This is a genomic window from Kitasatospora purpeofusca, from assembly GCF_042691725.1.
Lineage (GTDB): Bacteria > Actinomycetota > Actinomycetes > Streptomycetales > Streptomycetaceae > Kitasatospora > Kitasatospora purpeofusca_B.
Genome location: NZ_CP170483.1, coordinates 1,296,568 through 1,309,504, shown reverse-complemented (window position 1 = coordinate 1,309,504; position 12,937 = coordinate 1,296,568). Strand labels below are relative to the sequence as shown.

7 protein-coding genes are annotated in these 12,937 nt (G+C 74.0%); 3 read left to right on the top strand and 4 right to left on the bottom strand.

Going from position 1 to position 12,937, the window contains the following annotated elements:
• Positions 1-130: 130 nt before the first annotated feature.
• Complete coding sequence (locus ACFCLZ_RS05225; protein ID WP_380283492.1) at positions 131-3,118, bottom strand: AAA family ATPase; 2,988 nt, start codon at positions 3,116-3,118, stop codon at positions 131-133.
• Positions 3,119-4,668: 1,550 nt separating this feature from the next.
• Between ACFCLZ_RS05225 and ACFCLZ_RS05220 the strand changes: the two genes are divergently transcribed.
• Positions 4,669-6,366: a serine/threonine-protein kinase gene (locus ACFCLZ_RS05220; RefSeq protein WP_380283491.1), complete on the top strand. Its 1,698-nt coding sequence runs from the start codon at positions 4,669-4,671 to the stop codon at positions 6,364-6,366.
• Positions 6,367-6,484: 118 nt separating this feature from the next.
• Here the strand turns inward: ACFCLZ_RS05220 and ACFCLZ_RS05215 are convergent, their stop codons facing one another.
• Positions 6,485-6,637, bottom strand: a complete 153-nt coding sequence (locus ACFCLZ_RS05215) for a hypothetical protein (protein WP_380283490.1) — start codon at positions 6,635-6,637, stop codon at positions 6,485-6,487.
• A gap of 322 nt (positions 6,638-6,959) precedes the next feature.
• Here ACFCLZ_RS05215 and ACFCLZ_RS05210 point away from each other — a divergent pair, with 322 nt between their 5' ends.
• Positions 6,960-7,172 carry a hypothetical protein gene (locus tag ACFCLZ_RS05210; protein WP_380283489.1) on the top strand — a complete coding sequence of 71 codons (213 nt, stop codon included), beginning with the start codon at positions 6,960-6,962 and terminating at the stop codon, positions 7,170-7,172.
• 55 nt (positions 7,173-7,227) lie between these two features.
• On the opposite strand, the gene gndA is transcribed toward ACFCLZ_RS05210, so the two are convergent.
• Positions 7,228-8,673 (bottom strand): NADP-dependent phosphogluconate dehydrogenase, encoded by a 1,446-nt coding sequence (gndA, locus tag ACFCLZ_RS05205; RefSeq protein ID WP_380283488.1) that lies wholly within the window; start codon positions 8,671-8,673, stop codon positions 7,228-7,230.
• A gap of 361 nt (positions 8,674-9,034) precedes the next feature.
• Here gndA and ACFCLZ_RS05200 point away from each other — a divergent pair, with 361 nt between their 5' ends.
• Positions 9,035-11,344 (top strand): heavy metal translocating P-type ATPase, encoded by a 2,310-nt coding sequence (locus ACFCLZ_RS05200; RefSeq protein WP_380283486.1) that lies wholly within the window; start codon positions 9,035-9,037, stop codon positions 11,342-11,344.
• A 63-nt stretch (positions 11,345-11,407) separates the two neighbouring features.
• Here ACFCLZ_RS05200 and ACFCLZ_RS05195 read toward each other — a convergent pair whose 3' ends face one another.
• On the bottom strand, positions 11,408-12,268 hold the full coding sequence (locus ACFCLZ_RS05195; RefSeq protein WP_380283485.1) for an NAD(+)/NADH kinase: 861 nt from the start codon (positions 12,266-12,268) through the stop codon (positions 11,408-11,410).
• Between the last annotated feature and the right edge of the window lie 669 nt (positions 12,269-12,937).

Sequence of the window (12,937 nt, the reverse complement as noted above, 5' to 3'; positions counted from 1 at the left end):
GGCCGGCGACGACCCGGCCCGACAGACGGGAAGATCCCGCCGAACCCGCTTCGACGAAGCGCGTTCGGCGGGATCTCCCGAAGGCCGTCCGGTTCCCCGGCCGCCCGCTCCCTCCCCGCGGGGGAGCGCGTCAGGCCGTGAGTGAGGCCGGCAGATCGCTCCGGCCCCGGATGCCCAGCTTCTTGTAGATCCTGGTGAGGTGCTGCTCGACCGTGCTCACCGTGATGAACAGGGCGTTGCTGATCTGCCGGTTGGTCCGGCCGAGGACGGCCAGCCGGGCCACCCTCAGCTCGGCCTCGCTCAGCGCGGCCGAGTCGGCCGGCTCGCTCTCCGGCTCCACCGTGATGTCGGAGAGCAGGGCCGAGGCCCGGAGCCGTCGGCGGGTGTCGTCGAGATCGACGACGGGCACCCCCGCCGGCTGCAGGAACTGCGGCCCGGGCAGACCCAGCAGCCTCAGCGCCCGCGCCAGTTCGAGCCGGTCCCCGCCGGCGGTGAGGCACTCCAGCGCCTGGCTCGCGGGCTCGTGGTGCTCCTCGCCGGTACTGGCCCGGGCGAGGACGAGCAGGGCGGCCCCGCGGGAGCCGGCATCGGAGTCGGAGGAGAGTTCGAGTTGCTGCCGGGCCAGTCTCAGGGCGAGTGAGGTGTCGCCCATCTTCAGGTGCGCCTCGGCCAGATCGCTGCGCCAGGGCACCAGCATCGGCAGGTCCAGGTCCCGGCGGAGCATCATCCTGCGGCAGTCGTGGATGTCGGTGATCGCCGCCAGCGGCCGTTCGGCGGCCAGGTGGTACCGGCCCCGGGCGCGCAGGTAGCGCAGGCCGTAGACGGTGTTGAAGGCGGCGTCCGGCACCGGATGGCGCAGCGTCTTCTCCACCTTGTCGAAGTCCCCGGTCGCGGTGTGCGCGCTCAGCAGGGTGGTCAGCGGGTAGCTGACCGGCACCCCCCAGCTCTGCATCCGCAGCGAGGACTCGGCCAGCGCGATCGCGGTGGGGATGTCCCCGCGCCGCAGGCTGATCCCGGACCAGACGCCGTCGATCATCGCCTGCCAGGTCACCGCGCCGTGCGCGACCGCCTTGCTGCTCAGCACGGCGCACCACTGCTCGGCCAGCTCGGCCTTGCCGCCGTAGTCCAGCGCGGTGATCGCGGTGAGCAGGGCCTCGAAGGTGAGGTCGGACAGCCGGCAGTTCCGCAGGATCTGGTTGGCGCTGGTGTTGGCCAGTCCGCCGTGCGCCCAGATGCCGGCCAGGGTGCGGGCGGTGCCGATCCACGGGTCGAGGTCGGCCAGCTCGGTGTCCTCGGCCAGCTGCGACCGGGACGGGCCGAAGTACCACTGGTGGGCGAGCATCAGCACCGCCTCGGACTGCGGATCGAGCGCGTCCGGGCCGCTCCGCAGGCATTCCAGGGCCTGCTTGAACCCGGCCTCGTCACCGTTCCACAGCGCCATCCGGGCCAGCATCGCCAACTCGGTCTGGCCGGTGCCGGAGGGGACGGCCGACGCCCCGCCGGCGGTGGAGCCGCGGCCGCCGGCCGAGGGGCCGCGGCCCGCGTTCTCGGCGGACTCCTCCCGGGCGGCCTGGCGCAGCGCCGCGAGGTAGGACTGGGTGATCAGCGGGTTGACCCGGAACGTGCCGTTGGCGAGCCGGCTCAGCACCTCGCGGCGCTGCCCGTGACCGGGCGCCAGGTCCAGCGCGACCTTGAGGCAGCGCTGGGAGAAGTCCAGGTCGTCGCCGAGCATCGCGTGGTCGGCCGCCGCGCACAGCACCGGGAACGCCCAGTCGCCGGGCGTGGCGGCCGAGGCCACCAGGTGCCGGGCGATCTCGCCGACCGGCGCCGCCTGGCGGTACTTCAGCTCGGCGGCCCTGAGGTGCAGGACGGAGAGGACCTCCGGGGACAGGCAGCCGAGCGCGGCCGAGGCGGCGGTCGGGTGGCGGAACGCCCCGTCGGCGAGCAGACCGGCCCCGGTCAGGCTGTCGAGGATCTCGACCGTGGAGTCGATCTCGATCCCGGCGAGTTCGGCCACCGTGTCCGGGGAGCCGTAGCCGTTGAGCACGGCCAGCGCGCCGGCCACCTTCGGCAGGAGCGGGTCGCGCCGGCTGAGCACCGCGGACACGGCGTACGCGTATCCGGCGCCCGGAAGGCGGCAGGGGTCTCCGTCGAGGTCGGTGCAGTCGTCGATCAGTGCCTCGACGAGGAGCGGGTTGCCGCCGCTGAGTTCCCGGATCAGGACGGGAAGGTCGGCACAGGGGTGGCAGGGTGTGGCGTCGGCCGCGTCGACCAGGGCCTCGGTCGCGTCGAGGCCCGGATCCTCGTCGGGGTCGGCACCCACCAGGGAGAGCGCGTCGGCCCAGGACTCGGCAGCGGCGTTCAACGGAGTGGGCACGGCCGCGGTCGCGGCGCCGCCGAGGGTCATGTGCACCCAGTCGCGGACCGAGGACTCGCTCAAGGGCGTGAGCCGGATGTGGTGTTGGGGGAGCAGGCCGGCCCTGGCCCACTGCGTCCGGGGGCCGCCGACCGGCCGGTCGGGCTGGCTCAGGACCATCAGCAGCCTGGTCGACTTAATCCGCCGCTGCAGTTGCAGGAGGATCTGGAACGAGAGCCGGTCGACGAGGTGCAGGTCGTCGATGAGGACGACCATGGGGTGTTCCTCGGCCAGCTCCAGGAGGATCTGGCGGAGCCCCTGGACCACCGCCGTGTCGTCGATCGCGCTGCGCATCGCGCTCTGCCAGCCCTCGAGTTGCCGCTTGTCGGCCGGGCCGCGGATCGCGGTCACCCGTCGCGCCACCTCGGCGGACAGCCTCAGGGAGGCCAATAACTGGTCGATCACGCCGAAGTCGTGCTGCTCGTCGGCCGCCCCCGTGGCGTACAGCGTCAACGCGCCGGCCTGGGTCGCGACATGGCCGAAGTCGTGCATCAACTGGGTCTTGCCGCTGGCGATCCCGCCACTGACCAGGATCACCTGTCCCGGTCCCGTGGTGATCCTTGGCATCAATCCCTTGAGGAAGCCCAGGGCCTCCTCCGGCTCCAACGACCACGCGGCCCGCCGACCGGCGGAACCGAGCGCGAGGTGCCGTGTGTGCTTCCGTAGGGGTTCGACATACTCATCCGTGTTGATCGAAAACATGATCCTACTCGCTGGGTTCAGAGAATGTCTGCCAATGGGCCCCCGTGCGTTCCTCCGGCCGACTCCCGAGTCGGGCCTTCCGTCTCCTACCTGCGACCTCGTCCCCCGCTGTCATCGCTGGTACCCCCTTTCCCGTCGCGTTCCGCCCTCTGGGCACACCTGAACCTGAGACTGCACTGAACTGCCGTACTGTGTCTGACGTTTGTTCACCAACGTGGGGTGTATCCGGTGTCGTGTCGGCGTCTCGGCCGTGCATCGACGCGCCCCCGGTGCGACGTGGACCGTCCGCCCGCGGCGGGTCGAGCCGCCTCGGCGGCGCCGGTCCCTTCGGATTCGGGACTCGGGCTCCGCCGTACCCGCTCGCCGCTCACCGCCGGATCGCCCCGGACGCCCCGGGCGGCCCCCGCGCCGCTCACCACGGTTCGGCTGCGGCCGTCGCCGCTGCGCCTGGCTCTCGGACGTGCACCAACCCGTTGCCGCGTAGCTCATACCACTGGCCTACCCGAAACGTTCACACACTGCCAGCCCCCCGCTGCAGTAGGTCATTCAGGATGGGTGGTATCCTACAGTTCAAAACTGTCATTTTTGGATACCAGTGCGATTGTCCGCGTGTCAGGTAGCGGACAGAGCCCGGGCGATCGTGTGTCTGCCGACGCCCATGTCCCGTCGTCATCAAGGACCGCGCCTGCCGCGCCCACCGCGCCCTCCAACGCCTCGTCCCGGCCACCCCGGGGGTGGCAGGGCGTCACGAACCCCGGCCCATCGATCGACGGCGAAGTCGCCCGGATCATCGTTCCCTCCGGAAGCGTCAGGGCTCCGGAGCAAGAGGATCCTGCATGCGCCGACGCGGGGCAGGGGGGAAAACACCCCGGCGATGGTAGACAAAACACCACCATCCGCGATCCGGACGGCTCATGACCTGGGGGGATGCTCCGGGCGGCCCGTGGCCCCGGGTGAACCGGGGGCGGGATGTGTCGCCCCGGCCACCTTGCTGACAGCAAGTCAACTTCCATTGAACACCCGCGCCGCGGTACCCGGCTACCCGGCGTCGCTCTCCACCGCCGCGGCGGTGTCCGGCGCGCCCCGCCGGCGCCGCCCATACTCTGCCCCAAGGGGACGGGTCCCGCGCCCAAGAGGGCACCAAGTCTGCCGGTGCACCCCGGGGCCGCCGGAGTTCGCACGCCGCCCGGGGGAAGGCCGTCGCAGCGGCTCGTGCACGGAACCCAATTCCTCGACAGGAGTGAGGAGTTCTTCATTTCCGCCGGAGCTCCGGGGCCTTCGGTGGCGGCCGGTGGCGGTCGGTGGCGGTCGGTACGCGCAGCCGCGGCGGGCCCTGCGGTGTCGGCGGGCGGTGGAGAGCGCACATGAACCGGCGACGTTCCCGACTCCACCGTCGGCCGGCCCGCCCGAGGTCCGGCCGCGCTCCCGCGATCATCTGACGGTCATTCCGTGACCGTGATCTTGTCCCACGCGGGGCCCCGGACCGATAGCGTCTGCCGCGGACACATGAGGCGGGGAGGGCCGCGCCGGGCGTCGAGGGGAGCGTGGGCATGCAGCCGCTGGCAGCGGACGATCCGCGGCAGGTGGGCGAGTACCGGTTGCTGCGGCAGCTCGGAGCGGGCGGGATGGGCCGGGTCTACCTCGGCCGGACGGCGGGCGGGCGGACCGTGGCCGTCAAGGTGGTCCGGCCCGACCTGGCCGGGGACCCCGAGTTCCGGGCCCGGTTCCGGCACGAGGTGGCGGCCGCCCGGCGGGTCGGCGGTACCTGGACGGCACCGGTCCTGGACGCGGACACCGAGGGCGGGCGCCCCTGGGTGGCCACCGGCTACGTCGCCGGGCCCGCGCTCACGGACGCCGTGCGGGAGTTCGGGCCCCTGCCCGAGCCGGCCGTCCGGACCCTCGGCGTCGGCCTCGCCGAGGCGCTCGCCCAGGTGCACGGCCTCGGGCTGGTGCACCGGGACGTCAAGCCGTCGAACGTGCTGCTGACCCTGGACGGGCCGCGGCTGATCGACTTCGGCATCACCCGCGCCCTGGACGCCACCACCGGGCTCACCCGGTCCGGCCAGGTGTTCGGCTCGCCGGGCTTCATGTCGCCGGAGCAGGCGAACGGGCTGCCCGCCGGACCGGCCGGCGACGTCTTCTCGCTCGGCGCGGTCCTCGCGTACGCGGCCACCGGCGCGATGCCGTTCGGCTCCGGGGTGAGCGCGCCCGTCCTGCTCTACCGGGTGCTGCACGAGGAGCCCGACCTCTCCGGGCTGACCGGCCCGCTGCTCTCCCTCGTCCGGGACTGCCTGGCCAAGGACCCGTCCGCCCGCCCGACGCCAGGGCGGCTGCGGGAGCGGCTGGACGGCGACGGCGCGGCCGCCGCCCGGCTGGGGCGCGGGGACTGGCTGCCGGCGGCGCTGGCGGCGGCGGTCGGGCGCAGCGCCGTGCAACTGCTGGACCTGGAGGAGGAGCGGGAGGCCGGGGCCGCCGCTGCGCCCGCTCCGGAGCCGGGGGCCGGGACCCGGGTGCCCACCGGGGGCTGGACGGTCGCCGAGGCGGCGAGGGCGGCGCGAGCGGCCGAGGCGACGGGCGGCGGGGTGCCCGGGTTCGGGCCGCCGCCCCCGCCGGGCTTCGGCCCGCCGGCCGCGCTCCCCGCCCCGTTCCCGGCGCCGTCGGCACCGGTCACGGTGCCGGGCTTCGGGCCGCCCCCGGAGCGGCCGCGCGGCCGGCGGGGGTACGGCGCGCTGGCGGCCGTGCTGGTCGCCGTCCTGCTGCTGGGCGGCGGCTACGTGCTGAACGAGCGGCTGCGGGACAAGGACCGGCAGTCCGCCGCGTCGGACCCCGGGAAGACCGCCCCGGCCGAGGAGAGCCCCGAGCCCGACGCGTCCCCCACGGCCCCGGGGCCGGGCGTCATCCCCGCGAAGTTCCTCGGCACGTGGGGCGGCGAGCGCAAGGCCGCCAACGGGGACGTCACCACCGTCACCCTCACCATCGCCCAGTCCGCCCAGAGCGAGGAGAAGAGCACCATCCGCGCCGAGACGGCGAAGACCGGCATCTGGTGCGAGGGCGCCTGGACGCTCACCGAGGCCGACGAGAGCCGGGCCACCTTCGCGTCCCGGGAGACCGCCTCCTCGGCCGGTGCGGAGTGCATAGCCGACCGGTCGAGCTACCGCCAGATCGCGATGCAGCCGGACGGCACGCTCCACTACAGCACGGACCTGCTCAAGCCGGACCAGTACCTGGTGCTGCGGAAGAAGGGCTGAGGCCGCGCGGGCCGCCGAAACGGCCGACCATGCAGGATCGCCCGGTGCTCACCGATGGCGGGTCAGCAACGCGACAGCCGGCCGTCACGCTGCGGGTGACGGCCGGCTGGGGTGGTGCTCATCCACCGAGGCGGGCGAGGAGCAGGCGTGCCCGGCGGGTCTTGGCCTCGGCGCGGCTCTTCAGGTACAGCGCGTGGACGAGGCGGTGCTGCTCGGCCTCCCGCATCCGCTCGTCGATGATGGCGCGCGCGGTGTCGAGGTGGTAGTTCATGGCGTCGTTCCCCCTGTCGTGGGCGGCCTGCCGATGCCTTCAACATCGGCCCCAAGGCCTCCCTCTGCCTATGATTCTACATCAATATCCGAGCAAGGGTCGCCAGTTCATAGCCGCACGGGGTTGTTGTCCTGTTGTTCAAAGGCCTGTCGGTTGGTGAGCACGGGGTGTGCCGGGGATGGCCGACCGCCGTCCAACGCCGGTCGGCCAGGTTGCCGAGCAGCGGGCGGGGTCGCCGAGCCGGCCGGCGGCGCGTGGGCGCGGCTGTTGGAAGGGCGGTCGGGCTGCTTCGCCCGCCACCGACCCCGAGGAGCGCACCCCCATGACCACCACCTCGCCCGCCGGGCCCACCCGGACCGGCGCCCGCGTCGCCCGCGTCGTCCTGGCGGCCGCCGCCGCCCTGGTGCCGGTGCTCGCCGCCGCCCCGGACGCCGTCTGCGCCCCGGCCTCCGTCACGGGCCCGGAACAACACCTGGCAGGCCGCCGATCCGGGCGGCCACCGGATGGGCGCGCGGCCCGGCGTCGTCCCCGGTGAGGCGACGGCCGGCGCGCCATGCTCCCGCCCGCCGGCGGCCGGCGCGCGGAGCCGCTCAGGTGTCCGTGCGGACCTCGGGGCGGGCGGGCTCGGCCCAGCGGGTGTGGTAGCTGCCCTCGCGGTCGGTGCGGTGGTAGGTGTGGGCGCCGAAGTAGTCCCGCTGCCCCTGGATCAGGGCGGCGGGCAGGTGCGCGCCGCGCAGGGTGTCGTAGGAGGCGAGCGCCGCGGAGAACGCCGGTGCGGGGATGCCGTGCCGGGCCGCGCCGGCCACGACCGCGCGCCAGGACGCCTGGGCGTCGGTGATCTCCCGGGCGAACCGCTCCTCCGCGAGCAGGCTGACCAGGCCGGGGTCGGCGGCGTGGGCGGCCCGGATCCGGTCGAGGAACGCGGCGCGGATGATGCAGCCGCCGCGCCAGATCCGCGCCACCGCGCCGAGGTCGATCGACCAGCCGTACTCGGCCGAGGCGTCGCGGATCATGGTCCAGCCCTGGTCGTAGGCGATGATCTTCGACGCGTAGAGGGCCTGCTCGACGTCCCGGGTGAAGGACTCCGCCTCGTCCGGGGAGAGCTCCTGCCGGGTGCCTCCGGGCAGCGGGCGGTAGGCCGCGCGCAGCTCGGACCGCGAGGAGGCGACCCGGGCGAAGGTGGCCTGGGCGATGGCGGTGACCGGGGAGCCGAGGTCGAGGGCGGTCTGCACGGTCCACCGGCCGGTGCCCTTCTGCCCGGCGGCGTCCTGGACGATGTCGACGAAGGGCCGGCCGGTGTCGGCGTCGGTGTGGGCGAGGACCTCGGCGGTGATCTCGATGAGGTAGGAGTCCAGGCGCCCCCGGTTCCACCGGCGGAAGGTCTCGGCGATCTCGGCGGGGGAGTGCCCGCCGACCTCCCGCAGCAGGTGGTAGGCCTCGGCGATGAGCTGCATGTCGGCGTACTCGATGCCGTTGTGCACCATCTTCACGAAATGGCCGGAGCCGTCGGTGCCGATGTGGGTGCAGCACGGCTCGCCGTCCACGTGGGCGCTGATCCTCTCCAGCATGGGGCCGAGCACGGCGTAGGACTCGGCGGAGCCGCCGGGCATGATCGACGGGCCGTGCAGCGCGCCCTCCTCCCCGCCGGAGACGCCGGTCCCGACGAAGTGGAGGCCGCGCTCGCGCAGGGCCCGCTCACGGCGGCGGGTGTCGGCGAAGTGCGCGTTGCCGCCGTCGATGATCATGTCGCCCGGCTCCAGCAGCGGGGCGAACTCGTCGATCACCTGGTCGGTGGCCGAGCCGGCCTTCACCATGATCAGCAGCCGGCGCGGGCGCTCCAGCGCGGCGACGAACTCCTGCGGCGACTCCGCCGGGACGAAGGCCCCCTCGTGGCCGAACTCCTCGATCAGCGCCTCGGTCCGGCCCGCGGACCGGTTGTGCACCGCGACCGTGTAGCCGTTGCGGGCGAAGTTCCGCGCCAGGTTGCGGCCCATGACCGCGAGCCCCGTCACGCCGATCTGTGCGGATGCCTCCATGACGGCTGCTTCCTTTCGCGGGAGTTCCGGCAGGTTCGCCGGCCCGGCTGCTCGCGAGTGCCTCGGCGCCTCGGGCGGCCGGAACCAGGATCGCCGCCCGGGGCCGGGGCCGCGCGGGGAGGTAGCCCGCTCGGGCGCTGCCGGGCGGAGGGCCCGCCGTCGTGCGGCCGGCGAGGGCCGGCGAGGGCCGGTGAGGGCGGGCGAGGCGGCCCCGGCCCCGGCGGGGTACTCCGGACGGGGCACCCGGATCCGCCGGTGGGCCGTACCGGGTGCGGACCACCGGGGCGGACCACCGGCGCGGACCCTAGGCTCCGGCCAGCGGATGATCATCCGGTGGTGCGGCACCCGACGGGCGGCAGCGATGGCGACGACCTTGCACACGGCACTGCGGAACCGGTCCGACCTGCTGGTGTTCGGGGCCGCGCTCGCCGGACTCCTCGCCGGCGGCATCGCCCGGTGGGCGGGTTCGCCCGGCCTGGCGCGATGGATCTGGGGCGCGGTGACGGTCCTCGGGATCTGCTGCTCGACGCTCTGGGTGGTGCGGGCGCTGCGGCGGCGCGAACTGGACGCCGACGTGATCGCGCTGCTCGCGCTGGTCGGCGCGCTGGTGGTCGGCGAGCAGTTGGCGGGCGCGCTGATCGCGGTGATGCTGACCACCGGCAGCGCGCTGGAGGGGCTGGCGGAGGGTCGGGCCCGGCGCGACCTGGAGGCGCTGCTGGCCAGGGCCCCTAAGACCGCCCGGCGGCGTACGGGCGGGCAGGTCGAGACGGTGCCCGCCGAGCGGGTGCGGCCCGGCGACGTGCTGGTGGTCGGCACCGGGGAGGTGCTGCCGGTGGACGGCGCGGTGGGCGCGGGCGGGGCGGTGCTGGACGAGTCCGCGCTGACCGGCGAACCGCTGCCGGTGGAGTACTGGGAGGGCGACGCGGTGCGCTCCGGCGTGGTCAACGCCGGTTCCGCGTTCGACCTGCGGGCCACCTCGACGGCCGCGGACGGCGCCTACGCGGGAGTGCTGCGGCTGGTGGAGGAGGCGGCGTCCGACAAGGCCCCGGCGGTGCGGGTCGCCAACCGGGTGGCGGGCTGGTTCCTCCCGCTGACCCTCGCGGTGTGCGGGCTCGCCTGGCTGCTGTCGGGCGAGCTGTCGCGTGCGGTGGCGGTGCTGGTGGTGGCGACGCCCTGCCCGCTGATCCTGGCGGTGCCGATCGCGATGGTCTCCGCGCTGTCGCTGACGGCCCGGCGCGGCGTGGTGGTGAAGGGCAGCGGTGCGCTGGAGTCGCTGGCCGCCGTGCGGACGCTGATCGTCGACAAGACCGGCACCCTCACCGCGGGGCGGCCGGCGCTCAGCGCGGTGGTCACGGCCGGCGCCGTGCCGGACGACGAGGTGCTGCGGCTGGCGGCCTCGCTCGACCAGGTCTCCGCGCACGTGCTGGCGGCCGCGGTGGTGCGCGCCGCGCACGAGCGCAGGCTGCCGCTGAGCGCACCGACCGATGCCGAGGAGGTCACCGGGCAGGGCATGCGCGGACGGGTCGACGGCCGCGAGGTGCACCTCGGCAAGGCGGCGTTCGCGGGGCAACGGGGCGACGCGCCGTGGGCGGCCGCGGCGCGTCGCCGTTCCGACGCGGACGGGGCGCTGACGGTGTTCGTCGGCGTGGACGGCCGGGCCGCCGGAGTGCTGCTGTTCGACGACCCGGTCCGCTCCGACACCGCCCGCACCGTCCGCGAGCTGCGGCGCGGCGGGGTGGACCGGGTGGTGATGGCGACCGGCGACCGTCGGCCGGTGGCGGAGGCGGTGGCCGCGGCGGCCGGGCTGGACGAGGTGTTCGCCGAGTGCAGCCCCAGTGACAAGGCCGACCTGGTCCGCTCCGAACGGGCCTTCGCCCCCACCGGCATGGTCGGCGACGGCGTGAACGACGCCCCGGCCCTGGCCCTCGCCGACGTCGGCATCGCGATCGGCACCCGCGGCGCCACCGCCTCCTCCGAGGCGGCCGACGTGGTCCTCACCGTCGACCGCCTCGACCGCCTCGCGGAGGCGATGTCGGTGGCCCGCCGCGCCAAGCGGATCGCCGGGCAGAGCGCCGTCGGCGGCATGGCGCTGTCCGGGGTCGCGATGGCCTTCGCCGCACTCGGCCACCTGCCCGCCGCCTGGGGCGCGCTGCTCCAGGAGGGTATCGACCTGCTGGCTATCCTGAACGCCCTGCGGGTCCTGCGCCTGGACACCTCGGCCGTCGAACTCGACCAGCACACCCAGGAGTTGGCGCGCCGGTTCGCCGCCGAGCACATCATGGTGCGCGGCGTCCTCGACCGGCTGAAGGCCGCCGCCGACGGCCTCGGCACGGATCCCGGGCCCGCCGAGCTCGACCGTGCGCGGAAGGTCCACGCCGAGCTCGTCGAGGAGATCCTTCCCCACGAGCGGGCCGAGGAGGAACTCCTCTACCCCGCGATCGCCTCCGCCCTCGGCGGCATCGACCCGACCGGCCCGATGAGCCGCGCCCACGTCGAGATCCGCGCCCAGACCGACCGCCTCGGCCACCTGGTCGACCGCGGCACTCCCGGCGCCGCGGACCTCGCCGAACTGCGCCTGGTGATGTACGGCCTGTACGCCGTGCTGCGGCTGCACACGCTGCAGGAGGAGGAGAGCTACCTGTCACTGGCCGACACCGCCCCGCCCGCCTGACCGCCCGGGCCGCTGCGGCGTCGGCCTTCACGGGCGCGGGGCGCCGGGCCGTGGACGGCGGGGTCAGCCGTGTTCCGCCGAACCGGTGAGCCGGAGCTTGCGCTGGGCGCGCTGGTAGAACGTGGTGTGCCCGAGCCGGACGACGCGTGCGGCGGCGGGCAGCATGGTCACCTCGACCCGGTCGCCCGGTGCGACCTGGCCGACGAGGAGGCCGTCGGCCTCGATGGCGAGGTCGCCGCTGTGCGGCAGGACCTCCAGGTCGAGCCGCTCGCCGCTGGAGAGGAACACGGAGCGGTTGAACGCGGCGTGCGGGGCCACGGGCGTGACCAGCAGGCCCTCCGCGTTGGGGGAGACGATCGGGCCGCCGGCGGAGAAGCTGTACGCGGTGGAGCCGGTCGGCGTGGCGACGACGACCGCGTCGGCGGTGTAGGCGACGAAGGGCTCGCCCTGGACCCGTACGGCGACCGCCGCGGACTTGTGCCCCGGGCTGCGCAGCAGCACGACGTCGTTGAGCGCCACCTCCTGGGCGGCCCCGAAGCGGGCGTGGACGCCGGAGCGGACCTCCACGGTGAAGCGGTGGGCGTCGATGGCGTCCAGTGCGGCGGGCAGTTCCGGAATGTCGACCTCGGCGAGGAAGCCAAGTCGGCCGACGTTGACCCCCAGGACCGGCGCGTGGCCCCCGGCCGCGAGCCGCATGGCGCGCAGCATGGTGCCGTCCCCGCCGAGGCTGATCATCAGGTCGGCGCTGGTGGCCATCTCCCCGGCCTCGACCGGAACGGCCTCGCAGCCGATCCGTGACACCTCCGCCGCCAGCCCCAGGACCTTCGTCCCCCGGGCGCGGCTCCAATGGACCACGGCCTCGACCGTGGGCGCACAGGTGCGCTCGGGGTGGAGTACCAGGCCCACCGTGCCGATGAATCCCATCCTGGGCACCTCGATGTCGGCCGGGCCGCTGCTGCTCCTTCCAGTCACGCACAGCCGGTCGCCGCCTTCAACGTCACCGCCGGGCCGAGCAGCGGTCGCGGCTCGCTGCGAAGAGTAAGACGATGAGTACTCCTGGTGATTCTCGTCGTCATGGCCTGACGCCTACGAAAGGGGAGCTCATGACCGGCAGGGCCGGCACCGTCCTCGCGCGCGGACTCCGGGGCCCGCGGCCCCTCGGGCTGACGGCAGGTCCTCGGTGGGCGGGAATTCACCGGAGGGTCGGAAAGATGTCGCCTTCGATAATCCGTCAAACGTTCGAGCGGTGAGGAATTCGATATTCCGGTCGACGCGAGGTCGCGCTGTCGAGTGACAGGAGTGACTCCGGTGAATTGAGGTCGAACGGCAATCCGCTGCCCGGCGGTTTCTTCGAATCGAAATCGGACGTACAGATTCGACGTCCGCGGTGGCGGGATCCGGATCAGTGGGCTTGTCGGGTGATCACATTTCCGCAGCTCCAGGCCTTGTTACAGGAGCGTGTCGAGTGGCTTTGGGTGACTTCGGTGCCCTTCTACGGCTTTGGGATGGCCGAAACCCGGTGCTTGCGGATCATCGATCGCCCGATTCACAGTTCTGCTGCCTGCGCTCGCCCGTGCTAATCGACTCTGGACG